24 protein-coding genes (1 of these 24 running past the window's edge) are annotated in these 25,436 nt (G+C 72.5%); 11 read left to right on the top strand and 13 right to left on the bottom strand.

Translation table 11 applies throughout. The features are described from left to right. The 5 genes from proC to JYK04_RS24260 form a co-directional block, all read right to left on the bottom strand. Positions 1 to 583, bottom strand: partial view of a pyrroline-5-carboxylate reductase gene (gene proC / locus JYK04_RS24280; RefSeq protein ID WP_189744126.1) — the 5' portion only. Its footprint begins 227 nt before the window's first position; the window shows 583 of its 810 coding nt (coding positions 1-583); it begins with the start codon at positions 581 to 583; the stop codon falls past the left edge of the window. Positions 584 to 696: 113 nt separating this feature from the next. Then, positions 697 to 1,434 (bottom strand): ABC transporter permease, encoded by a 738-nt coding sequence (locus tag JYK04_RS24275; RefSeq protein ID WP_189744124.1) that lies wholly within the window; start codon positions 1,432 to 1,434, stop codon positions 697 to 699. Then, entirely contained in the window at positions 1,431 to 2,261 is an 831-nt protein-coding gene (locus JYK04_RS24270; RefSeq protein ID WP_189744122.1) for an ABC transporter ATP-binding protein, read from the bottom strand. The genes JYK04_RS24275 and JYK04_RS24270 overlap by 4 nt, the downstream gene beginning before the upstream one ends. A gap of 56 nt (positions 2,262 to 2,317) precedes the next feature. Continuing rightward, on the bottom strand, positions 2,318 to 2,848 hold the full coding sequence (locus JYK04_RS24265) for a hypothetical protein (protein WP_373297490.1): 531 nt from the start codon (positions 2,846 to 2,848) through the stop codon (positions 2,318 to 2,320). A 138-nt stretch (positions 2,849 to 2,986) separates the two neighbouring features. Next, a complete protein-coding gene (locus JYK04_RS24260; protein ID WP_189744120.1) occupies positions 2,987 to 3,286 on the bottom strand; it encodes a peptidase in 300 nt (99 codons plus the stop codon). A gap of 105 nt (positions 3,287 to 3,391) precedes the next feature. Here JYK04_RS24260 and JYK04_RS24255 point away from each other — a divergent pair, with 105 nt between their 5' ends. Next, positions 3,392 to 5,539, top strand: a complete 2,148-nt coding sequence (locus tag JYK04_RS24255; protein ID WP_229876597.1) for a serine/threonine-protein kinase — start codon at positions 3,392 to 3,394, stop codon at positions 5,537 to 5,539. A 66-nt stretch (positions 5,540 to 5,605) separates the two neighbouring features. On the opposite strand, the gene ilvD is transcribed toward JYK04_RS24255, so the two are convergent. The 3 genes from ilvD to JYK04_RS24240 form a co-directional block, all read right to left on the bottom strand. Then, entirely contained in the window at positions 5,606 to 7,456 is a 1,851-nt protein-coding gene (ilvD, locus tag JYK04_RS24250; RefSeq protein ID WP_189744118.1) for a dihydroxy-acid dehydratase, read from the bottom strand. A gap of 122 nt (positions 7,457 to 7,578) precedes the next feature. Then, positions 7,579 to 8,214, bottom strand: coding sequence for a TetR/AcrR family transcriptional regulator (locus JYK04_RS24245; RefSeq protein ID WP_189744116.1), 636 nt, complete (start codon positions 8,212 to 8,214; stop codon positions 7,579 to 7,581). Continuing rightward, complete coding sequence (locus JYK04_RS24240; RefSeq protein WP_189744114.1) at positions 8,211 to 9,095, bottom strand: sugar phosphate isomerase/epimerase family protein; 885 nt, start codon at positions 9,093 to 9,095, stop codon at positions 8,211 to 8,213. Before JYK04_RS24240 ends, JYK04_RS24245 begins: the two co-directional genes overlap by 4 nt. A gap of 784 nt (positions 9,096 to 9,879) precedes the next feature. Here JYK04_RS24240 and JYK04_RS24235 point away from each other — a divergent pair. Further along, entirely contained in the window at positions 9,880 to 10,305 is a 426-nt protein-coding gene (locus tag JYK04_RS24235) for a DUF3592 domain-containing protein (RefSeq protein ID WP_189744112.1), read from the top strand. Positions 10,306 to 10,753: 448 nt separating this feature from the next. Here the strand turns inward: JYK04_RS24235 and JYK04_RS24230 are convergent, their stop codons facing one another. Further along, a complete protein-coding gene (locus tag JYK04_RS24230) occupies positions 10,754 to 11,692 on the bottom strand; it encodes a Ppx/GppA family phosphatase (RefSeq protein ID WP_189744110.1) in 939 nt (312 codons plus the stop codon). 63 nt (positions 11,693 to 11,755) lie between these two features. On the opposite strand from JYK04_RS24230, the gene JYK04_RS24225 reads away from it, so the two are divergent. Next, positions 11,756 to 12,604 carry a DUF3109 family protein gene (locus JYK04_RS24225; RefSeq protein ID WP_189744108.1) on the top strand — a complete coding sequence of 283 codons (849 nt, stop codon included), beginning with the start codon at positions 11,756 to 11,758 and terminating at the stop codon, positions 12,602 to 12,604. Positions 12,605 to 12,634: 30 nt separating this feature from the next. Here JYK04_RS24225 and JYK04_RS24220 read toward each other — a convergent pair whose 3' ends face one another. Next, a complete protein-coding gene (locus JYK04_RS24220; protein WP_189744106.1) occupies positions 12,635 to 14,401 on the bottom strand; it encodes a BACON domain-containing protein in 1,767 nt (588 codons plus the stop codon). Between the two features lie 51 nt (positions 14,402 to 14,452). Further along, entirely contained in the window at positions 14,453 to 14,905 is a 453-nt protein-coding gene (locus JYK04_RS24215; protein ID WP_189744104.1) for a hypothetical protein, read from the bottom strand. Between the two features lie 99 nt (positions 14,906 to 15,004). On the opposite strand from JYK04_RS24215, the gene radA reads away from it, so the two are divergent. Together radA and disA are read left to right on the top strand one after the other, a co-directional pair. Then, positions 15,005 to 16,417, top strand: coding sequence for a DNA repair protein RadA (radA, locus tag JYK04_RS24210; RefSeq protein ID WP_189744101.1), 1,413 nt, complete (start codon positions 15,005 to 15,007; stop codon positions 16,415 to 16,417). 204 nt (positions 16,418 to 16,621) lie between these two features. Beyond that, positions 16,622 to 17,746, top strand: coding sequence for a DNA integrity scanning diadenylate cyclase DisA (gene disA, locus JYK04_RS24205; protein WP_150258629.1), 1,125 nt, complete (start codon positions 16,622 to 16,624; stop codon positions 17,744 to 17,746). A gap of 166 nt (positions 17,747 to 17,912) precedes the next feature. Here the strand turns inward: disA and JYK04_RS24200 are convergent, their stop codons facing one another. Next, the gene (locus JYK04_RS24200) at positions 17,913 to 18,662 is read right to left on the bottom strand and encodes a hypothetical protein (protein WP_308431101.1); all 750 of its coding nucleotides are present in this window, start codon (positions 18,660 to 18,662) and stop codon (positions 17,913 to 17,915) included. A gap of 347 nt (positions 18,663 to 19,009) precedes the next feature. Between JYK04_RS24200 and JYK04_RS24195 the strand changes: the two genes are divergently transcribed. From JYK04_RS24195 to JYK04_RS41940, 6 genes are all read left to right on the top strand, one after another. Next, positions 19,010 to 19,939, top strand: a complete 930-nt coding sequence (locus JYK04_RS24195; RefSeq protein WP_189744098.1) for an A/G-specific adenine glycosylase — start codon at positions 19,010 to 19,012, stop codon at positions 19,937 to 19,939. Positions 19,940 to 20,123: 184 nt separating this feature from the next. Beyond that, positions 20,124 to 20,684, top strand: a complete 561-nt coding sequence (locus JYK04_RS24190) for a SigE family RNA polymerase sigma factor (protein ID WP_030010715.1) — start codon at positions 20,124 to 20,126, stop codon at positions 20,682 to 20,684. A 35-nt stretch (positions 20,685 to 20,719) separates the two neighbouring features. After that, positions 20,720 to 21,352, top strand: coding sequence for a hypothetical protein (locus JYK04_RS24185; protein ID WP_189744096.1), 633 nt, complete (start codon positions 20,720 to 20,722; stop codon positions 21,350 to 21,352). Positions 21,353 to 21,380: 28 nt separating this feature from the next. Then, a complete protein-coding gene (cseB, locus tag JYK04_RS24180) occupies positions 21,381 to 22,094 on the top strand; it encodes a two-component system response regulator CseB (RefSeq protein WP_189744094.1) in 714 nt (237 codons plus the stop codon). After that, positions 22,091 to 23,410 carry a two-component system sensor histidine kinase CseC gene (gene cseC / locus JYK04_RS24175; protein ID WP_189744092.1) on the top strand — a complete coding sequence of 440 codons (1,320 nt, stop codon included), beginning with the start codon at positions 22,091 to 22,093 and terminating at the stop codon, positions 23,408 to 23,410. The genes cseB and cseC overlap by 4 nt, the downstream gene beginning before the upstream one ends. 80 nt (positions 23,411 to 23,490) lie before the next feature. Further along, positions 23,491 to 24,729 carry a LamG-like jellyroll fold domain-containing protein gene (locus tag JYK04_RS41940; RefSeq protein ID WP_189744090.1) on the top strand — a complete coding sequence of 413 codons (1,239 nt, stop codon included), beginning with the start codon at positions 23,491 to 23,493 and terminating at the stop codon, positions 24,727 to 24,729. Positions 24,730 to 24,799: 70 nt separating this feature from the next. Here the strand turns inward: JYK04_RS41940 and JYK04_RS24165 are convergent, their stop codons facing one another. Continuing rightward, on the bottom strand, positions 24,800 to 25,393 hold the full coding sequence (locus JYK04_RS24165; RefSeq protein ID WP_189744088.1) for a M23 family metallopeptidase: 594 nt from the start codon (positions 25,391 to 25,393) through the stop codon (positions 24,800 to 24,802). Between the last annotated feature and the right edge of the window lie 43 nt (positions 25,394 to 25,436).

Genomic DNA, 25,436 nt, shown 5'->3' with positions numbered 1-25,436 from the left:
GGGGCAGGCCGAGGAGGATGCCGGCGTCGGTCATGGCCTCGACGAGGAAGTAGAAGTAGGCGGGTCCGGAGCCGGAGAGGGCGGTGGCCGCGTCCTGCTGGGACTCGGGGACGCGCAGGGTCTTGCCGACGCTGCCGAAGATCTCCTCGGTGTGGGCGAGGTGCGCCGCGGTGGCGTGGCTGCCGGCGGAGATGACGGACATGGCCTCGTCGACGAGGGCGGGGGTGTTCGTCATGACGCGGACGACGGGGGTGCCGGGGGCGAGCCGTTCCTCGAAGAAGGCGGTGGGGACGCCGGCGGCGCCGCTGATGACCAGGCGGTCGGCGGGGACGTGCGGGGCGAGCTCGTCGAGGAGCTTGGCCATGTCCTGGGGCTTGACGGTGAGGATGAGGGTGTCGGCGCGCTTGGCGGCCTCGGCGTTGGAGACGGCTTCGACCCCGTAGCGGGTGCGGAGTTCCTCGGCCCGTTCGGTGCGGCGGGCGGTGACGAGGAGCTTCGAGGCGGGCCAGCCGCCGCGGATCATTCCGCTGAGGAGGGCCTCGCCGATCTTGCCGGTACCGAGGACTGCGACTGTCTGGGTCATTCCCGATCCACCTCGCCGAACGGTTCTTGCGCGTGAGCTACGTATACGTCCTCATCCTTGCACCCGGGCGGGGCAGGGGGAGGCGCTGTCCGGAGTGCGGTCAGGGGGTTCGGTCAGGGGGTACGGCGGCGGAGGGTGACCGCGCCGAGGGCGAGGACGAGCAGGGCGCAGGCGGCGACGATCGCGGCGTCGCGGACGAAGTCGGCGGTCATGTCGGTGTGGGTGAGCACCTGGGTCATGCCGTCGACGGCGTAGGACATGGGCAGGACGTCGGAGATGCCTTCGAGGACGGGGTGCATGGTGTCGCGGGCGGCGAAGAGGCCGCAGAGGAGCAGCTGGGGGAAGATCACCGCCGGCATGAACTGGACGGCCTGGAATTCGGAGGCGGCGAAGGCGGAGACGAAGAGTCCGAGTGCGGTGCCGAGGAGGGCGTCGAGGAGGGCTACGAGCAGGAGCAGCCAGGGGGATCCGACGACGTCGAGGCCGAGGGCCCAGAGGGCGAGGCCGGTGGCGAGCAGGGACTGGAGGACGGCGACCGCGCCGAAGGCGAGGGCGTAGCCGGCGATGAGGTCGCCCTTGCCGAGCGGCATGGCGAGGAGGCGTTCCAGGGTTCCGGAGGTGCGTTCGCGCAGGGTGGCGATGGAGGTCACCAGGAACATGGTGATGAGGGGGAAGATCCCGAGGAGTGAGGCGCCGATGCCGTCGAAGGTCTGGGGGCTGCCGTCGAAGACGAAGCGCAGCAGGGTGAGCATCAGTACGGGGACCAGGAGCATCAGCGCGATGGAGCGCGGGTCGTGGCGGAGCTGGCGCAGGACGCGGGCGGCGGTGGCGGTGGTGCGGGCGGCGTTCATCGGGTCTGCTCCCGGATGGCGGTGACGTTGGAGGCGGCGGCGCCGTCGGCGGCGGCGGCGTTGGCTTCGTCGACGAGGCGCAGGAAGCCCTCCTCGACGGTGGCGGCGTGGGTACGGGTGCGCAGTGCGTCGGGGGTGTCCTGGGCGAGGATGCGGCCCTCGCGCATGAGGAGCAGGTCGTGGCAGCGCTCGGCCTCGTCCATGACGTGGGAGGAGACGAGGATCGTCGCGCCGCGGGTGGCGGTGATGTCGTGGAAGAGGTTCCACAGGTCGCGGCGCAGGACGGGGTCGAGGCCGACGGTGGGTTCGTCGAGGACCAGGAGCTCGGGGGTGCCGAGCAGGGCGACGGCGAGGGAGACGCGGCTGCGCTGGCCGCCGGAGAGGTTGCCGGCGAGGGCGCCGGCGCGGCTGGTGAGGTCGACGTCGGTGATGGCGCGGGTGACGGCGGCGGCGCGGCGGTCGGCGGCTGCGCGGCCGGGGTCGAGGACGGCGGCGAAGTAGTCGAGGTTCTGCCGGACGGTGAGGTCGTCGTAGACGCTGGGCGCCTGGGTGACGTAGCCGATGAGGGAGCGGAGCCGGGGGTGGCCGGCGGGGTGGCCGAGGACGTCGAGGGTGCCGGTGACGTGGGCCTGGGTGCCGACGATGGCGCGCATGAGGGTGGACTTTCCGCAGCCGGAGGGGCCGAGGAGGCCGGTGATGCGGCCGCGGGGGACGTCGAAGGCGAGGGAGTCGAGGACGGTGCGGGGGGTGCGGCCGGTGCCGCGCCGGACGGTGAGGTCATGGGCGTGGACGGCGGCCGGGTCTCCCTCGGCCTGGTTATTCATCATGTGATGAATAATGCTCCTGGCGGTGCCGGGACGTCAATCGCCGGGATGGATGCGGGCTACTTCTTGCGCTTGGGGCGGCGCGCGGCCGGGTTGCCCGTACGGGTGCTGCGGCGGCGGGCGTATTCGGCCTGGGCGCGCTCGTACTCGGCGCGGCGGAGCTTCTCGCCCGGCGCCTCACCGAGGCAGCGCAGGAAGTACGCGATCAGGGAGCCGATGAAACCGATCGTCTTGAGGCCCTTGAGGGCGGCCTCGTCGGAGGACGGGGCGGGGCGACGGCTGAAGGAGGCCCAGGTCTTGGTGAAGGCGATGGAGCTGGCGATCGCGAAGAGGACGACGACCGAGATGCTGAGGAAGGGGCCGACGTTGCCGATCTCCAGGCCCTCGTAGGCGAAGCGGAGCATCAGGGCGGAGGAGATGGCGGTGGCCAGCGAGCCGATGGCGAGGCCGACGCGGCGCAGGGCGTAGCCGCCGTCGTGCTCGACCCAGGTGGTGCCGAAGAACCGGATCGGCTCGGGCTGCGGGCCGGCGGGCACCGCGGCCTGTGCGGCCGGCTCGGCGGGGGTCTGGTCTCGCTGGTCGTCGCTCACGTCAGCGATTATCCCTCGCCGGGCCGGTCGGGCCGGGTGTGTCTCACGTGTCAGACGGGTCGGGGACGGTCAGCCGCACTGGTTGGTGACGCAGCCGTCACTGCCCGTCCGCGCGTACGCGTCGGAGACCGGCAGAGGTCAGCAGCGCGTGGCGACGTAGCCGTCAGTGCCCGTGTGGACGTACGCGTCCGAGACGAACTGACCGTTGCCGATGCAGTCCCAGATGTTCGTCGTGCCATACGGACCGGAGACCGTCGTGCCGGGGCCCTGGCAGCGGATCGAGACGTACGAGTCGTACGGCAGGACCTTGACGATGGAGTAGCTGGTGCCCGGGCCGCTGCGGACGTTCACCCGGTAGCCGGGAGCAACCGGAAAGGTCTGGAAACCGGACTCCGCGGCAAGGCTCTGGGCCTGACCGGCCTCACTCTTTTCGGACATGCGAAAACTCCCCCCTGAGCGTTGCGTTGCGCAACTCGCGCAGGGTAGCAGGACCTTGGAGATAGCCAGGTGCCATCGACTAGGCTCCGGCGGGGGTGGTCAGCGGTGCAGTCGCTGCGCAGGGATCGGGCGGGCTTTCCGGAGTACGCCGGGCAGTACCGGCTGGAATCCGTCCTGGGTTCGGGCGGTATGGGCGTCGTCCACCTCGCCACTTCCGCGTCGGGGCTGAAACTCGCCGTCAAGATCGTGCACCCCGAACACGCGGTGGATCCGGAGTTCCGGGCCCGGTTCCGGCAGGAAGTGGCCGCGGCGCGTCGTGTGAGCGGGGCGTTCACCGCGCCCGTCGTGGACGCGGATCCGGACGCCGAACGGCCCTGGATGGCCACCTTGTTCATCGACGCACCGACACTCGCCGAGCGGGTGCGGGAGCGGGTGCTCGATCCGGCCGAACTGGCCCGGCTCGGCGCCGGACTCGCCGAGGCCCTGCGGGACATCCACCGGGCCGGTGTGGTGCACCGGGATCTGAAGCCGAGCAACGTCTTGATGGCACCCGACGGGGTACGGGTCATCGACTTCGGGATCTCGCGGCCGACCGACAGCGACCTGCGGACGGAGACCGGAAAGCTGATCGGGACACCGCCCTTCATGGCGCCCGAGCAGTTCCAGCGGCCCAGGGAAGTGGGGCCCGCCGCGGACCTGTTCGCGATGGGCGCCGTACTCGTGCACGCAGCGACCGGGCGCGGCCCCTTCGACTCCGACAGTCCCTATCTGGTGGCGTATCAGGTCGTCCACCACGACCCCGACCTGACCGGTCTGCCGGCGGCCCTGAGGCCGGTCGTCGAATCCTGCCTCGCGAAGGACCCCTCCGAACGCCCGACCCCTGATGCGCTGATCAGCGAACTGCGTGCGCTGGCCTATCCGACGTCGGAGGACACCCGGGCCTTCATCCCCGGGCCGCGCGCACCCAGTCGGCGGGACGAGGCCACCCACCGGCGGGACCGGATGGTCGCCGAGCAGCCCGGCCCCACCCCGCCGCGGCGGCGGTCACGGCTGGTGCTGTCGGTCGGCGGCGCGCTGCTGCTGACCGGCGGGGCGCTCGGCGGATACCTCTCGTACGGGACGGACGCGGGCCCGTCGGCGCACTCCACCGTGCACGCCGGGGCCACGGAGCCCGGTCCCGGTGCGAAGGCCGGGCCGCCGTGGGCGGTACACGTGGGCGAACGGGGCGGGGGCAATCCCGTTCCGGCCTGCTCGTGGTCGGCCGGAGGCCTGTACTGCTCGGGGCCGGGGCTGTCAGCCGCCCGGCTCGACCCCGCGAACGGCTCGGTGATGTGGTCCGTGCGAAGAGCGGCACCCGCTTCGCGGATGACACCGAATCCGGCTCCGCTGCACGCGGCGGGACTGGTGTTCGTGGTGGACGACGACGGAAGGGGCCTGCGGGCCCTGGATGCGGCAGCCGGTGCGCAGCGGTGGAAGCGTGCCCTGCCGGAGGGCGGGCGGGTGGTGCCCGTGGGAAGTCTGCTGCTCGTCACGAGCCCGGACGGAAAGGCCACCATGCTCGACGCGGCCACGGGCGCGACTCGCTGGGAGCACCGCCTCGGCGGGGCCGGCTCCGCTTGGCTCGCCGAACCGGACCTTCCGGGGGGCGCCGGCCTGTACCTCTGCGCGCAGGGAGCGGACGGGAAGTCGACCCAGGTCTCCGCCGTCGACGCCACGAGCGGCGCGGTGCACTGGCAGGTCCGGAGCCCGGCGCTGCTGGAACCGGTCGGCGCGGCGGCCGGCGGGCTCTACCTGCTGGAAGGTGACACGCGGTCCGCGTCCGGTGCTGTGACCAGGGCGGTCGTGCGGGTGGATCTCGCGACACGAGCCGTACGCCGGATCCCCCTCTCGTCGCCGTTGCTGGAGGCCCAGGCCGCAGTCGGCCCCGAGGGCCGGGTGTACGTCTTCGGCACGTCGGGCGCCCTCGCCGCGGTGGGGGCGGAGCGTGAGGAATGGCGGCTGGAGACGGGCGTGGCCGTCGGCTCGCGGCCGATGGTCCACGACGGGCGGATCCACGTGACGGCCTCGGACGGGCGGTTGCTGGCCGTCGACGGCGCGGGCCGGCTCCTGGGACAGACGAAGCCCCGGCTGGGTGGTGAGCCGGGCTACACCTCCACCCTGCCCGCGCCCGTGGTCGGCGACGGGCGGGTGTTCACGGGGGCGCCCGACGGATCGGTGTTCGCAGTGGGGGCGGCGGACCCGGGCGCCTGGTGAGACGGCGGCGCCCCCGCACCGGAGGGTGCGGGGGCGCCGGCGGATTCGGTCGTCAGCCCAGGGTCGTCAGCCCAGGAGGGAGACGTCGCGGACCGCGCCCTTGTCGGCGCTGGTGGCCATCGCGGCGTAGGCGCGCAGGGCCGCGGAGACCTTGCGCTCGCGGTTCTTCGGGGCGTAGACGCCGCCGAGGGCCGCGTGGCGGGCCGCCAGGGTGGCCTCGTCGACGAGGACCTCGATGGACCGGTTCGGGATGTCGATGCGGATCCGGTCGCCGTCCTCGACGACCGCGATGGTGCCGCCCGAGGCCGCCTCCGGGGAGGCGTGGCCGATGGACAGGCCCGAGGTGCCGCCGGAGAAGCGGCCGTCCGTCACCAGCGCGCAGACCTTGCCGAGGCCCCGGCCCTTGAGGAAGGAGGTCGGGTAGAGCATCTCCTGCATACCGGGTCCGCCGCGCGGGCCCTCGTAGCGGATGACGACCACGTCGCCCGCCTTGATCTCCTTGCGGAGGATCTTGTCGACGGCCTCGTCCTGCGACTCGCAGACGACCGCCGGACCCTCGAAGGTCCAGATCGACTCGTCGACACCGGCGGTCTTCACGACGCAGCCGTCCTCGGCGATGTTGCCGCGCAGGACGGCGAGGCCGCCGTCCTTGGAGTACGCGTGCTGCACCGAGCGGATGCAGCCGCCCTCGGCGTCGAGGTCGAGGGTCTCCCAGCGCTTGGACTGGGAGAAGGCGGTGGCGGAGCGCTCACAGCCGGGCGCCGCGTGCCACAGCTCCATGGCCGTGTCGGTGGCCGTGCCGGAGCGGGCGTCCCACTTCGCGAGCCAGTCCTCCAGGCCGTCCGAGTGGACGGTGGTGACGTCCTTGTTGAGGAGACCGCCGCGGTGCAGCTCGCCGAGGATGGCGGGGATGCCGCCGGCGCGGTGGATGTCCTCCATGTAGTACGTGCCGCCGGGCGCCACGTTCGGCGCGACCTTCGCCAGGCACGGGACGCGGCGCGAGACGGCGTCGATGTCGGTGAGGTCGTAGTCCAGGCCCGCTTCCTGCGCGGCGGCCAGCAGGTGCAGGATCGTGTTCGTGGAGCCGCCCATCGCGATGTCGAGGGCCATGGCGTTCTCGAAGGCCTCGCGGGTGGCGATGCTGCGCGGCAGGACGGACTCGTCGCCGTCCTCGTAGTAGCGCTTGGTGATCTCCACGACCGTGCGGCCGGCGTCCTCGTACAGGGCGCGGCGGGCGGTGTGCGTGGCGAGGACCGAGCCGTTGCCGGGCAGGGCCAGGCCGATGGCCTCGGCGAGGCAGTTCATCGAGTTGGCGGTGAACATGCCGCTGCAGGAGCCGCAGGTGGGACAGGCGTTCTCCTCGATGCGCAGCACGTCCTCGTCGGAGACGTTCTCGTTGGACGCATCGACCATCGCGTCGATCAGGTCGAGCTTGCGGACGGTGCCGTCGACGAGGGTCGCCTGACCGGCCTCCATCGGGCCGCCCGAGACGAAGACGACCGGGATGTTGAGGCGCATGGCGGCCATCAGCATGCCGGGGGTGATCTTGTCGCAGTTGGAGATGCAGATCAGCGCGTCGGCGCAGTGCGCCTCGACCATGTACTCGACCGAGTCCGCGATCAGGTCGCGGGAGGGGAGGGAGTACAGCATGCCGCCGTGGCCCATGGCGATGCCGTCGTCGACCGCGATGGTGTTGAACTCGCGCGGGATCGCACCGGCGGCACGGATGGCGTCGGAGACGATGCGGCCGACCGGCGCCAGGTGGGTGTGACCGGGGACGAACTCGGTGAAGGAGTTGGCGACCGCGACGATCGGCTTGCCGATGTCCGCGCTCGCTACGCCCGACGCGCGCATCAGCGCACGCGCGCCTGCCATGTTGCGGCCGTGGGTGACGGTGCGGGACCTCAGCTCGGGCATGCGGTTTCACTCCCCATGAGTGCGGCTGTACGGTCAGCCGCGACTGCGGATATGGCTCAGATACGAGGCTACGCCCACCGCCCGCGATCCGGACAACACGTCCGGATGCCGGGACGGCGGGCTCATTCCTCGGTCAGGTACCGCTGGAGCGTGGGCGCCACGAGGGCCACGATCTTCTCCGGGTCGGCGGACGCGAGGGGCTCCACCTGGACCACGTAGCGCAGGATCGCGATGCCGACCATGTGGGAGGCGGCGAGCTCGGCGCGGAAGGTCGGGTCGGGGACGTCGAGGTCGGCGGCGACCCGCTCCAGGAGCCGCCGCAGCACCAGCTGGCGCAGCACCTTCGCGGCGGCCTCGTGGGTCAGCGCCGAGCGGATCACGGCGAGCAGCGGGACCCGGGTGACCGGGTTCTCCCAGACGCCCAGGAAGTAGCGGGCGAGGCGCTCGCCGATGCCGTCCGGGCCCTCGCCGATGATCGCGGGGACCACCAGGGCGGGCTCGATGCTGACCTCGATGGCGGCGGCGAAGAGATCGTCCTTGGTGCCGAAGTAGTGGTGCACGAGCGCCGGGTCGACGCCGGCGACCTTCGCGATGCCGCGCACGGACGTCTTGTCGTACCCGCGCTCCGCGAACACCTCGCGGGCGGCGAGCCGGATGCGCTCCTGGGTGCCGGGGCCGTCGTCGGCCTCGTCCTGCCGGGGCCGGCCGGGGCCGCGGCGGCGCGGCTTGGGTGCGTCCGGGGTCGGGGTGCCGGTCACGGCCGGCGGGCCTTGTCGCGCTGGGTGGGGGTGGCGGGGCCGGGGGTGGTGGGGCCGGGGGTGGGGGTGGGGGTGGTGGCGGTGGTGGCGAGGTGCAGGCGCGTGAAGGCCAGCGCCTCGGCGAGATCGGCCTCGCGCTCGGCGGAGGACATCGCCCGGCGGGTGTTGACCTCGATCACCACGTGCCCGTCGAACGAGGTCCGCGCGAGGCTCTCCAGCAGCTCGGCGCAGGGCTGCGTGCCGCGGCCCGGGACCAGGTGCTCGTCCTTGGCCGATCCGTTCCCGTCGGCGAGGTGGATGTGCGCGAGCCGATCGCCCATCCGGTCGATCATCGCGGTCGCGTCGGTACGGGCGGTCGCGGTGTGCGACAGGTCGACGGTGAAGTGGCGGTAGTCGTCCTTCGTCACGTCCCACTCGGGGGCGTAGGCGAGCATCTCGCGGTCGCGGTAGCGCCACGGGTACATGTTCTCCACGGCGAACCGGACGTCGGTCTCGTCGGCCATCCGCCAGATACCGCTGACGAAGTCCCGCGCGTACTGGCGCTGCCAGCGGAAGGGCGGATGCACGACCACGGTGCTCGCCCCGAGCCGCTCGGCGGCGGCCTGGGCGCGCTGCAGCTTGGTCCACGGATCGGTGGACCAGACCCGCTGGGTGATCAGCAGACACGGCGCGTGCACGGCAAGGATCGGCACTCCGTGGTGATCCGACAGCCGGCGCAGGGCTTCGATGTCCTGACTGACCGGATCCGTCCAGACCATCACCTCGACGCCGTCGTAACCGAGGCGCGCGGCGATCTCGAAGGCGGTCGCCGTCGACTCCGGATAGACCGAGGCGGTGGATAGGGCGACTTTCGCGGTCGGGACACGGACTGGTTCTGCCACGAGGACAGGGTACGGGCCCGGAAGCGGCGGTGACCGTGACGCGGGCCACGGGGGCGGGAGCCTCTCGGCCGGTATCAGGGATGCGTGTGGGGGTTTCCCGTCAGTCCGATCGTCTCCGGGTCGGGCCGGTCCCTCAAGGGCGCTCCTCCTTCGTCGTCGCGTCGCTTCGCGATGGCCTTCGGCCACCCTTGACCGACCGTCCCGCCCCGGAGGAACGAAGACTGCCGGGAAACCCCCAAAAGAACGGGCCGGGCGTTCCTTTCCAGGGACGGGCCCGTCAGAGATGCCCAACCCGGTTCCGGTGGGGCATGTCCGGCAGGCGGGGCCATCGAGACCATGGCCTGTGTTGGGGGAAGCGCGTCCAATCGCTACGCGCTCCTCATCTCTCAGCGTCCGACGACCGTCTTGGGCTGGACATAAGCCGCCCACGAACTCGGTCCGCCGCTCGACCTGCGTCCGACGACCGTCTGTGGCCGGACATAGGCCGCCCCAGATCGCTACGCGCTTCTCCATGACCGCGACCGACGGCCGCCAGGGGTTGAGGAGAACGGATGGGAGGGGGTGACCGTCGGCACTTCGCCTGATCCGTAGTGGGGCCGGGTCAGTGAGAGCTGCGGTCCGCGAATGGATACTCGAATGGCCGCAATTGGGGCAAAGGGCCGGTCTTTTGGGTGGGTTGCTCCCGCTGACCCGGGTCCACTTCGGAAGAGCCGCTGTCAGACGTCAGGTCGAGGTCTGACATTGGGGCCGCAACCAACACTTTCCCGCCGGCGTCGCTTAGATCATGGGACGCGAATGGCTTTTCTCTCTCATCCCCCTGACGATCGGCGTCTCCTTCCTCACCTTCGGCATCTACGGCCTGCGCTACGCCCGTCTGCTTCGCCACCACGGCGTGAATGCCGAGGCTCGGATCGTCCGTCACCAGGTTTCACGCAACGATGAGGGCGGCAAGTTCTACCACCCGGTTGCCGCTTGGACGGACCGGGATGGGCGCGCCCACGAACACTCCTCCCGGTTCGGCCGTGGAACGGTCGGAAACGCCTTCCGTGTGGGGGCGTGCGTCATGGTGCGGTACGACCCGGGAAAGCCGGACCGGTTCGAGATCGAGGGTTGGGACATGAAGAAGATGGATCTCTTCGCCGCAGTGCTGGGGTCGATCTTCACTGCCGGCACGGTGACGGTGGTGCTCGTACGGCTGCTCACCCTCTGACCACGGCCGGTCGTCGGACGCAGGTCGAGCGCCGGACCGAGCTCGTGGGCGGCCTATGTCCAGCCCAGGGCGGGGTGGAGACGCTGAGAGATGAGGAGCGCGTAGCGATCTGGCGCGCCCCACCGACCCGGGCCCTGGTCCGGATGGGTCCCGTCTCAAGAACATGCTCGCCGGGACAGGGCTGGGCATCTCTGATCGCCCCGTCCTGATCCTTGAACGCCCGGCCCGTTCCTTTGGGGGTTTCCCGGCAGTCTTCGTTCCTCCGGGGCGGGACGGTCGGTCAAGGGTGGAGCGCAGCGACATCGCGAAGCGACGCGACGAAGGAGCGCCCTTGAGGGACCGGCCCGACCCGGAGACGATCGGACTGACGGGAAACCCCCACACGCCACTCTGATACCGACCGAGAGGCTCCCGACCACCCCAGCCCCCGCCCCGCCACACCCCGCCCCTACGCCCCCGGTGCCGGCATGTGGTCCAGCCTGCGCAGGATCACGCCCTCGCGCAGGGCCCACGGGCAGATCTCCAGTTCCTCCACGCCGAAGAGGTCCATCGCGCCCTCCGCGACCAGCGCTCCCGCCAGGAGCTGGTTCGCGCGGCCCTCCGAGACGCCCGGGAGGGCGGAGCGCTGGGCCGTGGTCATCGCCGCCAGGCGCGGGACCCATTCCTCCAGGGACTTGCGGCTCAGATCCCGCTGCACGTACAGGCCCTCGGCCGAGCGGGCCGCGCCGGCGATGCGGGCCAGCTGCTTGAACGTCTTCGAGGTCGCCACCACGTGGTCCGGCGTCCCGAAGCGGCTGAACTCGCCGACCGTCCGGGCGATCTCCGCCCGGACGTGGCGCCTTAGCGCCCGGATGTCCAGCGAGTCCGGCGGGTCGCCCGGGAGCCAGCCCGAGGTGAGGCGGCCCGCGCCCAGCGGGAGGGAGACGGCCGCGTCCGGGTCCTCGTCGATGCCGTACGCGATCTCCAGCGAGCCGCCGCCGATGTCCAGGACCAGCAGTTTCCCGGCGGACCAGCCGAACCAGCGGCGGGCCGCCAGGAAGGTGAGGCGGGCCTCGTCGTCGCCGCTCAGCACCGGCAGGTCGACGCCGGTCTCGGTCTTGACCCGCGCGAGGACCTCGTCCGCGTTCGTGGCCTCGCGTACGGCGCTGGTGGCGAAGGGGAGGACGTCCTCGCACCCCTTGTCCTCGGCGGCCTGGACCGCGTCGGCGATCACCGAGACGAGGCGCTCGACGCCTTCGGGGGTGACGGCGCCGCGCTCGTCGAGCAGCTCCGCCAGCCTCATCTCCACCTTGTGCGAGTGCGCCGGCTGCGGGCGCGCGCCAGGGTGCGCGTCCACCACCAGCAGATGGACCGTATTCGAACCCACATCCAGCACACCGAGTCTCATAGGGGGAAACGCTACTGCGAGGAAGACTCGGGGGTTGAGTAAGGGGCGCATAGGCTTGGGTTTGTGCCAAATACGAAGAAGGCCAACAAGACCCGGTCGCAGAAGGACACGGGCAAGGACACCGTCAAGGCCAAGGCCAAGGGTGGCAAGGGCAAGGCCGCGGTCGCGGCCGATGAGAAGGGGCTCGACTTTCCCCGGGCCTGGGTGGAGTTTCCCGATCCCGCCGACGACGAGCAGGTCTTCCGCTGTGACCTGACCTGGCTGACCTCCCGCTGGACCTGCATCTTCGGCAGCGGCTGCCAGGGCATCCAGGCGGGCCGGGCCGACGACGGCTGCTGCACGCTCGGCGCGCACTTCTCCGACGAGGACGACGAGAAGCGCGTCGCGCAGCACGTGGCCCGGCTGACGCCCGAGCTGTGGCAGTTCCACGACGTCGGCAGCGAGAGCGGGTGGACGCAGCACGACGACGACGGGGAGAAGCAGACCCGGCGCTGGGACGGCGCGTGCATCTTCCTGAACCGGCCGGGTTTCCCCGCCGGTGCGGGCTGCTCGCTGCACATCCTCGCGGTGAAGGAGGGCCGGGAGCCGCTGGAGACCAAGCCCGACGTCTGCTGGCAGCTGCCGATCCGCCGGACGTACGAGTGGATCGACCGGCCGGACGACACGCGCGTGCTGCAGGTGTCGATCGGTGAGTACGACCGCCGCGGCTGGGGGCCGGGCGGCCACGACCTGCACTGGTGGTGCACGTCGGCCACCTCCGCGCACGGTGCCGGCGAGCCGGTGTACGTGTCGTACCGCCCCGAGCTGACGGAGCTGATGGGCAAGGAGGGCTACGACGAGCTCGTGAAGCTGTGCGAGGCGCGGCTGGCCTCGCTGCTGCCGATGGCCCCGCACCCTGCGGATCCTGCCTGACCGCAGACCCCGCAGGCCCCGCAGGACCTCTCAGGGTCCCGTCGATGGCGACGGGGCCGGGTCCGGCGCGGGGGAAACCGTTCCGCCTGAGCCCTCCGTCGGGGACGGCTCGGGCGTCGGGGACGGCGGCGGAATCGTCGGCTCCGTCGGGGACGGCTGCGGAGTGGACGGCCGCGTCGGGTCCGGCGAGGGCGCCGGGGGCGTGGGTCGGGTCGGGTCCGGGGTGGGCGCGGGCGTCGCCGCGGGGCGGCCGCGGCCCTGGATGGAGACCACCGCGCCGCTCGGATCGACCCCGACCCGGGCCGTCCAGGCGCCGACGGGCTGGCCTTCCGGGTCCACGGAGATCTTTAGGGTGACCGATTCTCCTGGGGCCAGCGTGCCCGCGGTCCGGCTCGCGCGCAGCCAGGGGGCGTCGGACCAGAGCCGCCAGTCCACGGGGGCGCCGCCGGAGGCGGTGAGGGTGAGCAGGGTGACGGCGCCCTGGGCGGACGCGGCCACGGTGAGGCGGCCGGCGCCGCCGGGGTGGTCGGGGGTCGCGGGCGGGCCGGTGCTGATGACCTCGACGGAGACGTCGGAGGTGGTGTCGCTCTGGGCGAAGCCGGGGCCGCCGGTGGTGGTGGCGTTCCCGGCGTTCTCGTAGGCGGTGAGCGGGCGGCCGTCGGTCCGCGCGGTCGGGAGTTCGGACTCGCTGGCGGAGATACGGGTGGCGTCGCCGCCGGGCTCGCCCGTGTCGGGTCCGCCCCGGTACGCGGCCCACAGCGCCAGGACCGGGGCGGCGACGACGGTGGCGACGACGGTGGTGGTCACCACCCGGGCGCGCAGCCGGTCCCGGCGGGCCGCGCGGTCCTTGGGGTCCATGGGGAAGCCGGTGCGGTCGAAGCGCGGGGCGGGCCCTCGGCCGCGGCCCCGGCCGGAGCGGAGCATCGCGGCGTGGACGGCGCTGCGGGGAGCGGGTACGAGGGGGAGCGCGGCGGTGTTGATGCCGCCGGAGCCGGGCCAGGGGCCTGCGGCCCCCACGCGTTCGGCGGCGCGGCGACATCGGGGGCAGTCGTCGACGTGGCGGACGAGCTCGGCGCGCAGGGTGCTGGAGAGCAGGACGTTGCCGTCGCCGTCGTCGCCGGTGAGCCGGGAGACGCTGGGGCAGTTGCCGGTCTCGACGACGGCGAGGGCGGCGCGGGTGCGCTCCACCTCGCAGGCGGCGCCGGACAGCAGCTCGCGGGCGACGGCCGCGGGGGTGCCGAGGACGGCGGCGAGTTCGGGGACGCCGAGGCGGTGGCGGACGGCGAGTTCGAGGGCCTCGCGCTGCTCGGGTGTGGTGCCTGCGGCTTCGGGCCAGGCGAGCCGGGCCAGCTCCGTACGGCGGTAGGCGCTCACGTCAAGGGGCCGGTGGGCGTCCTGGCCGCGGTCGTCTCGCGTGTCATCACCCGGATCACCCGGCGCACGGTCACGGCCGGCGTGCTCCGGCGCACGCCGAGCGGAATGCGCTCCCTGGCGCGCGCGCCGTTGCTCGGCCAGCCGGTGCAGGCAGCCCCAGCGGGCGAGCGCGTAGAGCCAGGCGCGCCGGTCCCCCTCGTCGGGGCAGCGGCCGGGATGCCGCTCGGCGACGGCGAGGACGTCCCCGAGCACGTCGGTCGCGGTGTCGTGGTCGCACAGGACCGACAGGCAGTACGTGAACAGGCCGTCCAGGTAGGGCTCGTGCCGGAACGGCGGCGGCTGCTCGGCCGCGTGGGGCGTGCGCCCGTGCGCCCGGTGTGCGCCGGTGCGCGCTGAGGAGTGTGCCTGGTTGCTGCTGTTCACCTGGCGACCGTAGGCGGCGCTCCGGTGACGCCCTGGAAGCCTTCGCCACTTTTAGCCCTTACGGGTGAACAGATCGGTGAGGCGCTGACGCAGGCCCTGACGTGGTCGGACCGGCGGTCCCTGCCGCCGTGGATCCGCAGGACCGGCTGGACCCGCGGGACCCACACGCACCTCGCGCAGCAGGGCGCCGTCCTCCCCGAGGAACTCCGCGGAGAAGGGGAGGCCGCGTGCGGACAGCACGGCGGTGAGCGCGTCGAGCCGGCCCGCGTCCGCCTCGCCGTGGATCAGGACGCCGTCGTCGACCGGTTCGATCTCCAGCCGGGCCAGCGGGCTCTCCACCTCGTACCCCTCCCAGGAGGAGGAGCGCGAGCTCCAGCCCGCGCGGACGAAGAACGCGGCGAGGTCTGCGGCGGAGCGGTGGCCGGGGTAGAGCCCCGCCACATCCGCGACGGGCGCGCCGCTCATGTCGGTGTCGAAGGGGGATCCCTCGTCGGACAGGTCCATGAGGACACCCTCGCAGCGCGGCGGCCGCGGACCGCGACCGGTACCCCGCGAACGGTGCCCCGGTCCGGTCTGTCGGTGCGGGCGGCTACCGTGAACGCCATGGCTGCCCGCACCGCTCGTTCATCCGCCAAGGACCGGCCGTCCTACCGCTGCACCGACTGCGGCTGGACGACCGCGAAGTGGCTCGGCCGCTGTCCCGAATGCCAGGCCTGGGGCACCGTCGAGGAGATGGGCGCACCCGCCGTGCGGACCACCGCCGCCGGCCGGGTCTCGACTGCCGCCCTGCCGATCGCGCAGGTCGACGGCCGGACCGCGACCGCCCGCAGCACCGGCGTGGACGAGCTGGACCGCGTCCTCGGCGGCGGGCTCGTGCCCGGTGCCGTCGTACTGCTCGCCGGCGAGCCCGGCGTCGGCAAGTCGACCCTGCTGCTGGACGTCGCGGCGAAGGCGGCCAGCGACGAGCACCGCACGCTGTACGTGACCGGCGAGGAGTCGGCCAGCCAGGTGCGCCTGCGGGCCGACCGGATCAACGCCCTCAACGATCACCTCTATCTCGCTGCCGAGACCGACCTGTCGGCCGTCCTCGGGCATCTCGACGCCGTGAAGCCCTCCCTGCTGGTCCTGGACTCCGTACAGACCGTCGCCTCCCCCGAGATCGACGGCGCGCCCGGCGGCATGGCCCAGGTGCGCGAGGTGGCCGGAGCACTGATCCGGGCCTCCAAGGAGCGCGGGATGGCCACCCTCCTCGTCGGCCACGTGACCAAGGACGGGGCCATCGCCGGTCCCCGCCTGCTGGAGCACCTCGTCGACGTGGTGCTGAGCTTCGAGGGCGACCGGCACGCCCGGCTGCGGCTGGTGCGCGGCGTCAAGAACCGGTACGGGGCCACCGACGAGGTCGGCTGCTTCGAGCTGCACGACGAGGGGATCACCGGGCTCGCCGACCCGAGCGGACTGTTCCTGACCCGGCGGGCCGAGGCCGTGCCGGGCACCTGCCTGACGGTGACTCTGGAGGGGAAGCGCCCGCTGGTCGCCGAGGTGCAGGCGCTGACCGTGGACTCCCAGATCCCCTCCCCCCGGCGGACCACCTCCGGCCTGGAGACCTCGCGCGTGTCGATGATGCTGGCGGTGCTGGAGCAGCGCGGCCGGATCACCGCGCTCGGCAAGCGCGACATCTACAGCGCCACCGTGGGCGGGGTGAAGCTCACCGAGCCGGCCGCCGACCTGGCGATCGCGCTCGCGCTGGCCTCCGCCGCCAGCGACGTCCCGCTGCCGAAGAACCTCGTCGCGATCGGTGAGGTCGGCCTGGCCGGCGAGGTGCGGCGGGTGACCGGCGTGCAGCGGCGGCTCGCGGAGGCGCACCGGCTGGGATTCACACATGCGCTCGTGCCGGCGGATCCGGGGAAGGTGCCGGCCGGGATGAAGGTCATCGAGGTGGCCGACATGGGTGACGCGCTACGGGTGTTGCCGCGCGGCCGCTCCCGTACGCCGGCCAAGGAGCGCTCCGCGCAGTAGCCGGCCCGGGGGTCGGAACAGGGGCCGACCAGGGGGACGATCCCCTGGTCAGGGGGTCCTTACGAGGCCTGCCCGGGCCGTACCTGGCCAAGCCACGGCGGGGCCGTGGCGCGCGCCGGTAGACTTTGTGCTGGTCCGCCCGGCCGTACGCACGCCCTCGTGCCCGCGGCGCGGGGCGGCGCAACCCGCGACCGGAGGAGTGCAGTGGCAGCCAAGGACGGGGCAGCAGCATCCGGGAAGTCGGGCGCGAGCTCCAAGCAGGAGGCCATGATGCGCGCCTCGCTGAGCGCGGTCGCACCTGGTCAGCCGCTGCGTGACGGCTTGGAGCGGATCGTCCGCGGCAACACCGGCGGGCTCATCGTCCTCGGTATGGACAAGAGCGTCGAGGCGATGTGCACCGGCGGCTTCGTCCTGGACGTGGAGTTCACCGCGACCCGGCTGCGCGAGCTGTGCAAGCTCGACGGCGCGCTCATCCTCGACAAGGACATCACCAAGATCCTGCGGGCCGGTGTGCAGCTGGTGCCGGACGCGTCGATCCCGACGGAGGAGACGGGCACGCGCCACCGTACGGCCGACCGCGTCTCCAAGCAGTGCGGCTTCCCGGTCGTGTCGGTGTCGCAGTCGATGCGGCTGATCGCGCTGTACGTGGACGGGGAGCGGCGCGTCCTGGAGGAGTCCGGGGCGATCCTGTCGCGGGCGAACCAGGCGCTGGCCACGCTGGAGCGGTACAAGCTGCGCCTCGACGAGGTCGCGGGCACGCTGTCGGCGCTGGAGATCGAGGACCTGGTCACGGTCCGCGACGTGACGGCGGTCGCGCAGCGGCTGGAAATGGTCCGCCGGATCGCGACCGAGATCGCCGAGTACGTGGTCGAACTGGGCACGGACGGGCGACTGCTGTCGCTGCAGCTGGACGAGCTGACGGTCGGCATCGAGCAGGAGCGGGAGCTCGTCATCCGGGACTACGTGCCGGAGCCGACGGCGAAGCGTTCCCGCACGGTGGACGAGGCGCTGGCGGAGCTGGACGCACTGACGCATCCGGAGCTGCTGGAGCTGGCGATCGTGGCGCGGGCGCTGGGGTACACGGGCTCGCCGGAGACGCTGGACTCGGCGGTGTCCCCGCGCGGGTACCGGCTGCTGGCGAAGGTGCCGCGGCTGCCGGGCGCGATCATCGAGCGGCTCGTGGAGCACTTCGGCGGGCTGCAGAAGCTGCTCGCCGCGAGCGTCGACGACCTGCAGACGGTGGACGGCGTGGGCGAGGCCCGTGCGCGGAGCGTCCGCGAGGGCCTGTCCCGGCTGGCCGAGTCGTCCATCCTGGAGCGGTACGTCTAGCCTGCGGCCCTGCTCGGCCGACTGTCCTGGTTCCGCTGCCCGTTCGGCGTGCGCGCCCCTGCCGGGGCCCCGCCCCGGACCCCGCGCCTCAAACGCCGGCGGGGCTGGAAGCGCCTAGGCCGTCTCTTCCGGATCTTGCCGGGCGACAAGATCCGAAAGAGACGGCCTAGTCCTGCTTGAGGACGAACGAGGTGCGGGCCACCGGCATGCCCGGGGCCTTGACCTCGACCACGTAGGTGTCGGGAGCCGCGGACCCCGCCGGAGGCGTCTGGCACTGGTCGGCCGCGCTGAACTTGCGGTCCCAGTCCAGCGACTGCTTCGTCTCGCCCTGCGCCGGGAGGCGGAAGTAGGCGTTGCCCGCGCCCGCCGGGCAGTCCGCCGAGGACCAGACCGCCTTGCTGCTGCTCGCCTGAAGGATGGTCAGGACGGCCTGCTTCGGGCCGAGGTCGATCTTGCAGGTGGTGCCGGAGGTGTTGCGGGCGACCAGTTCGAGGCGCGGCTTCTCGTTCGCCTCGTACTCGTTCTTCACGCTCTTGACCTCCCACTGCAGCGCACCCGGCGCGCACGTGGGGAGCGGGGAGTCCGCCGGGACCGCAGCCGGGCCGCCCGCGGCGCCGCCGGAACCGGAACCGGAGCCCGAGCCGCCGTTCGAGCCCGTACCGCCGCCCGGTTCGCCGTTCTTGCCCCCGCCGCCCGTGGAGCCGCCCCCGGAGCCGGTGTTCCCGCCGCTGCCCGACTCGGGGCGCCCTCCGGGGGCCGCGCTGATCGCGGGTCCGGTGCCGGCCGGGCCGGGGGTGATCGAGGTGACGGGGTCGGGGCCGTCCTGGCCCTTTCCGTTCGTACTCGTCCTCCCCCCGCCGGAGCTGACGGTCCATACGGCGAGGAGCGCGAGGAGCGCGACAACGGAAGCCAGCACAGCCCTCCGTCGCCAGTAGATGGAGGAGGGGAGCGGCCCGACCGGATTGCGCAGAGATCCCACGGACGGAACTTTACGAGAGTTCGCGACCCGATCCGTGCCCCACATGCCGGGCAGAGGACTCGATTTGCCGATGATCATCCTGCGGGCGCAATCGGAGGCATCGAGATCCGGCCAAAGGGTTCCTGCTCGCGCCGGTGGCGACCGTCGTCGCGTGCGGCGCGCCGGAGTCCGACACGTGCGGCGGTCACCGCCGCGCGGGCGGGTGACGTACCCGCCGTCGTCTGGTTCAGCGGCCGCGGTCCGGCGCGCCGCGGGAAGGGAAACGTGCCAGGATGCCGTCTGCCATGACTGCATCCCCAGCTTCCTCCACGGCCGTATCCCCCGACTCCTCCCACGCGCTGCACTCCCCCGTCATCGCGTGGTTCGACGAGCACGCCCGCGACCTGCCCTGGCGCCGCCCCGAGGCCGGCCCCTGGGGGGTCATGGTCAGCGAGTTCATGCTCCAGCAGACGCCCGTCAGCCGGGTCCTGCCGGTCTACGAGCAGTGGCTCGCCCGGTGGCCCCGCCCCGCGGACCTGGCCACCGAGGCCCCCGGCGAGGCCGTACGGGCCTGGGGCCGGCTCGGCTACCCGCGCCGCGCGCTGCGGCTGCACGGCGCGGCCGTCGCGATAACGGACCGGCACGGGGGCGACGTACCGCGGGACCACGCGCAGCTGCTGGCGCTGCCCGGGATCGGCGAGTACACCGCGGCGGCCGTGGCCTCCTTCGCGTACGGGCAGCGGCACGCCGTCCTCGACACGAACGTCCGCCGGGTCTTCGCGCGCACCGCGACCGGGGTCGAGTACCCGCCGAACGCGACGACCGCCGCCGAACGGCGTCTCGCCCGGGACCTGCTGCCCGAGGACGAGGGCACCGCGGCCCGCTGGGCGGCGGCCTCGATGGAGCTCGGGGCGCTGGTGTGCACCGCCAAGAGCCCCGACTGCGCGCGCTGTCCGGTGGCCGGGCTGTGCGCGTGGCGGCTCGCCGGGAAGCCGGCGCACGAGGGTCCGCCGCGGCGCGGGCAGACGTACGCCGGTACCGACCGGCAGGTGCGGGGCAAGCTCCTCGCCGTGCTCCGGGAGGCGGTGGGCGCGGTTCCGCAGGCGGTGCTCGACACGGTCTGGGACGAGCCGGTGCAGCGGGCCCGGGCGCTGGACGGGCTGGTGGCCGACGGGCTGGTGGAGCCCTTGGACGGAGGCTCCTACCGGCTTCCGCAGACCCTCCCGGGGGCCTGACCGAAACTGACTCCGGGATTCCGCTTAGGGCCGGTAAACCGCAGCTCACGGGGGTTGTTACACAACCTATGGGTGTCCGTGCGCCCACCGAAGGCTGGCTCGCACAGGCCCGTGACAACCCCTCCGTACCTTCGAATCCGTAGGACACGGGGATGAGCGGTCGGACGGGTGGAGGCGGTCTCAGATGGCGCACGGTGAGGTGCTCGGTTTCGAGGAGTACGTACGCACACGGCAGGACGCGCTCCTGCGCAGTGCCCGGCGCCTGGTCCCGGACCCCACGGACGCGCAGGACCTCCTGCAGACCGCGCTCGTACGCACCTACGGCCGCTGGGACGGCATCGCCGACAAGTCCCTGGCCGACGCCTATCTGCGCCGGGTCATGATCAACACCCGTACCGAGTGGTGGCGGGCCCGCAAGCTGGAAGAGGTCCCCACCGAGCAGCTCCCCGACGCCTCCGTCGAGGACGGCTCCGACCAGCGCGCCGACCGCGCCCTCCTCATGGACATCCTCAAGGTTCTCGCGCCCAAGCAGCGCAGCGTTGTCGTGCTGCGACACTGGGAGCAGATGAGCACCGAGGAAACGGCCGCGGCGCTCGGAATGTCGGCGGGAACCGTGAAGAGCACTCTGCACCGCGCGCTGGCCCGCCTCCGGCAGGAGCTGGAGAGCCGGGATCTGGACATGCGCGCGCTGGAGCGCGGTGACCACACCATGCGGTACGAGGGGCGTGAGCGGTGCGCGGCCTGAACGGCCAAGGTTTGTCCGGAGGTTCTCTGGTGCTGATGTCGGCGGGGACGGTCGTCCTCGTCGGCACAGCCGTGTTCGCGGTCGGGTGCGCCACGGGCGGCACCGGCCTGCGCGACGGCGGCCCGGCCCGCACCGAGGCCGTGGCCAAGGCCACGCCTTCGGGGCCCACCCCGGAGGACTCCGCCTCGGCCTCGTCCGGCCGGCCGCTGAAGAAGGTCGATCCCGTCGGGCTGCTGATGAAGGACCCCAAGGTCAGCACCGAGGTCAAACGGGACCTCAAGCCCTGCTCGGGCAAGGAGTACCCGGTGGACGTGAGCTACGGGAAGGTCACCGGCGGCCCCGTCGTGGACATCGTGGTGAACGTCCTGTCCTGCGCCGATGCGCTGGGCCGCGGTACCTACGTGTACCGGTCGGACGGAACCGCGTACGAGAATGTGTTCTCGGACGAACAGCCACCCGTCTACTCGGAGATCGACCGGGGCGACCTGGTGGTCACGAAGCAGGTCTACGGAAAGAGCGACGCGCTCGCCTATCCGTCGGGCGAGGACGTGATCACGTACCGCTGGAACGGGGAGAAGTTCACCGAGCAGGACCGAGTTCACTCGGAGTACAGCAACGTGGTCGACGGCGGTGTCCAGCCCGCCCCGGTCACGAGTCAGAAGAACTGAGCACAGAAGAACCGAGCGAGGCTGCCGCATGGCCGAGACCCATGTCCTGTTCGTGGAGGACGACGACGTCATCCGTGAGGCCACGACCCTGGCGCTGGAGCGCGACGGGTTCGTGGTCACGGCCATGCCCGACGGCCTGTCCGGACTGGAGTCCTTCCGCGCGAACCGGCCCGACATCGCCCTGCTGGACGTGATGGTCCCGGGCATGGACGGCGTGAGCCTGTGCCGCCGCATCCGCGACGAGTCCACCGTCCCGGTGATCATGCTCTCCGCGCGCGCCGACTCCATCGACGTGGTGCTGGGCCTGGAGGCGGGCGCCGACGACTACGTCACCAAGCCCTTCGACGGATCCGTGCTCGTGGCCCGGATCCGCGCGGTGCTGCGCCGCTTCGACCACTCCGGCGGCCCGCAGAACGGCGCGGCGAACGCGGCCGACAACGGCTCGGGCCCCGAGCGCGGGGTGCTCTCCTTCGGCGACCTGGAGGTGGACACCGAGGGCATGGAGGTCCGCCGGGCGGGCGCCGCCGTGGCCCTGACCCCGACCGAGATGCGGCTGCTGCTGGAGTTCTCCTCCGCGCCCGGCACCGTGCTGTCGCGCGACCGCCTGCTGGAGCGGGTCTGGGACTACGACTGGGGCGGCGACACCCGCGTCGTGGACGTCCACGTCCAGCGGCTGCGCACCAAGATCGGCCAGGACCGGATCGAAACGGTCCGGGGCTTCGGATACAAGCTCAAGGCATGAGACGGTTCACCTTCCGCACGGGGATCCGCTGGAAGATCACGGTCGCCATCGCCTCCGTGGGCGTCCTCGTCACGATCGCGCTGAGCCTGGTGGTGCACAGTGCTGCCCGCGTGTCGATGCTGGAGAGCGCCCGCGAAGTGCAGCTGGAGCGCGTGCAGTTCATCTCCCGTAACGCCGATGCCGGACGCAAGCCGCCCATGGGGGCCAAGCTCAACGATCCCGAACTGCCCGCCGAGCTGCGGCACAAGGCGCAGTCGGGGCGGCGCGGGACCTACGTCCAGGAGCGGCCGGGCGGGGGGCTGCCCGAGGTGTGGGCCGCCGTACCGCTCGGCAACGGGATGGTGCTGTCGCTGCACACCCCGTTCCGGGAGAGCGCCAATCTGCTCCCCGACCTGGACCGGGCCCTGGTCATCGGCGGCCTGTCCGCCGTGATCGGCGGCTCGGCGCTCGGCGTGCTCATCGGCGGGCAGATCTCGCGCCGGCTGCGCAAGGCCGCGGCCGCCTCGCAGCGGGTGGCGCACGGCGATCCCGACGTCCGCGTACGGGACGCGGTCGGCGGTGTCGTACGGGACGAGACGGACGACCTCGCGCGGGCCGTGGACGCCATGGCGGACGCCCTGCAGCAGCGACTGGAGGCCGAGCGGCGGGTGACCGCGGACATCGCGCACGAACTGCGGACTCCGGTGACGGGCCTGCTCACGGCGGCGGAACTGCTGCCTCCGGGGCGGCCGACGGAGCTGGTGCGGGACCGCGCCCAGGCGCTGCGCGCGCTGGTCGAGGACGTGCTGGAGGTGGCCCGGCTGGACAGCGCTTCGGAGCGGGCGGAGCTCCAGGACGTGGCGTTGGGCGAGTTCGTGAGCCGGCGGGTGGCGTCGCTGATGCCGGAGGCGACCGTACGGGTCGTCGCGGACGAGATCGTCAGCACCGACCCGCGCCGCCTGGAGCGGATCCTGGGGAACCTTCTCGCCAATGCCGCACGGTACGGGCAGCCGCCGATCCAGGTCGACGTCGAGGGCCGGGTCGTACGGGTCCGGGACCACGGGCCGGGCTTCCCCGAGGCGCTGCTGCGCGAGGGGCCGAGCCGCTTCCGCACCGGGTCGACGGACCGCGCGGGCGTGGGGCACGGGCTGGGGCTGACCATCGCGGAGGGCCAGGCGCGGGTGCTGGGCGCCCGGCTGACCTTCCGTAACGTGGCCGCCCGGGGCGGCTCGGAGCGTGAGGGCGCGGCGGCGGGTGCGGTGGCGGTCCTGTGGCTGCCGGAGCACGCGCCGACGACGACGGGCAGCTTCCCGATCCTCGAACTGCCGCAGGGCTGAAGCGGGGCGGGGCGGGCAGGTCGGGCGGGACGGGTACCGGGCCGTATCCGCCCGGGGGTCCGTGACTTAGCATCCGTGGCATGACCGACGGTACGAATCCCCCGAGCCACCCGCAGCCCGAGCCCGCTCCCGGGAGCGGCGGATACGGGTTCCCGCCGGGACCGCCCGCGCAGGGCGGCTACGGCTACCCGACCCCGTCCGCCGGCTACGGCTACCCGCAGCCGGGGCAGCAGCCGAACCCGTACCAGCAGGACCCGGGGGGCGGTTACGCGCAGGACCCGGCGGGCGGCTACCCGCAGGACCCGGGCGGTTACGCGCAGGACCCGGGCGGCTACCCGCAGGACCCGGCGGGCGGTCAGTGGCCTCCGGCGGCCCCGGCCCAGCCGGGCTTCACGAAGCTGGCCGGTCCGGACCTGCCCGGCGGATCGTCACAGCCGGACTGGGAGGCCATGGCGGACCGCTCCGCGGCCGAGCGGCGCAGGAAGCGGCTGTGGATGCTGGGCGGCGGGGTGACCGTGCTCGCGCTGCTGGCCGGCGGTGGAACGTTCTTCCTGCTCGGCGGCAACGAGGACGGACAGGACGCCCAGCCCTCGAACTCGGCCTCCGCCTCGCCCGAGCCGGAGGACGCGAAGGAGCCCGCCGCCTACACCGCGACCGTCGCGGGTGACGACACCCTGCTGCGGGACAGCTACGGCAGCATGGGGATCCGGCTCGGCCCCGACCTCAAGGTCAGCCCGCTGGGCAAGCGCTTCCAGGTCATAGGCAAGGGCAACGGGAACTCGTGGGGGCAGTCCGCCGAGCCGGTCGTGGACGTGACCAAGAGCTTCACCGTCACGGCCCGCGCCTACAACTCCGCCGCCAAGGGCTCGCGGATCGTCATGAGCCAGGGCGACGGGGAGTCGTTCTCCTTCGAGCTGGGCGTGAACGAGGTGAACGGCAAGCAGGCCTGGATCTTCCGCGTGCAGACGGGCGACAAGGGCGCCGCGGCCACCACGCGGACGGTCACCGCGGAGGGGCTCAGCATGGTGAAGACGCCCACGCTGCTGATGGCCACCTACGACGCCGAGAAGAAGGCCATCGCGCTCTACGTCGACGGCAAGAAGGCCGGCGAGACCCCGGTGCCGCCGATCTGGCAGGCCCCCGGTCCGCTCCAGCTCGGCCGGTCCAAGCACCACAACATCTGGACCGGTGCGTGGCAGGGCGCCCTGCACAGCGTGAAGACCTACGACATGGCCTTCACGGAGGAGCAGGCCGCCGGGTACAAGGAGGGGAAGCTCGAACCATCGCCGAAGCCGACCCATGCCTGGCTGCTCACCTGATCGGTGAGCAGGGCGGGTCGGCCGGTACGACGGGTGCCGCGGATGCGGCGGGTGCTGCGGTCGGGACGGGTCAGACGGTGACGCCGTTGCTGCGCAGGAAGGCGACCGGGTTGACGGCCGAGCCGTAGTTCGGCGTGGTGCGGATCTCGAAGTGCAGGTGCGGGCCGCTGGAGTTGCCGGTGTTGCCCGACAGGGCGATCCGCTGCGAGGCGTCGACCTTCTGGCCGATCCTGACCTGGATCTTCGAGAGGTGCGCGTACTGCGAGTACGTGGCGTTCGCGTGCTTGATCACGATGGCGTTGCCGTACGCGGGGCCGTCGCCGCCGCCGTTCGGGCCCGCCTTGACGACGACACCGGCGGCCGCGGCCTTGACCGGGGTGCCGACCGGGACGGCGAAGTCCTGGCCGGAGTGCTTGTGGGACCACATGTTGCCGCCCTTGCCGAAGGTCGCGGACAGCGTGTACTTCTCCAGCGGCTTGCCCCAGAGACCGGTCTTCGAGGCGCCCGCGGCACCGGCGGCGCCGGCGGCCTTGGCGGAGACGGCGGTCTGCGGGGCGTCTGCGAACGCGGCGGTCGTGCCCGCCCCGAGGGCCAGGACGGCACCGAGAGCGGTGGTGCCGACAGCGATACGGGTACGACGGGTGTAGACGCGCTTCGCGAACATGTGCAGACCTCCGGGGCCGGGGACAAGGGGGGTTTCACACCTG

Origin of the sequence: Streptomyces nojiriensis, assembly GCF_017639205.1 — a bacterium.
Classification (GTDB): domain Bacteria; phylum Actinomycetota; class Actinomycetes; order Streptomycetales; family Streptomycetaceae; genus Streptomyces; species Streptomyces nojiriensis.
This window is presented reverse-complemented; position numbering and strand designations above follow the sequence as displayed.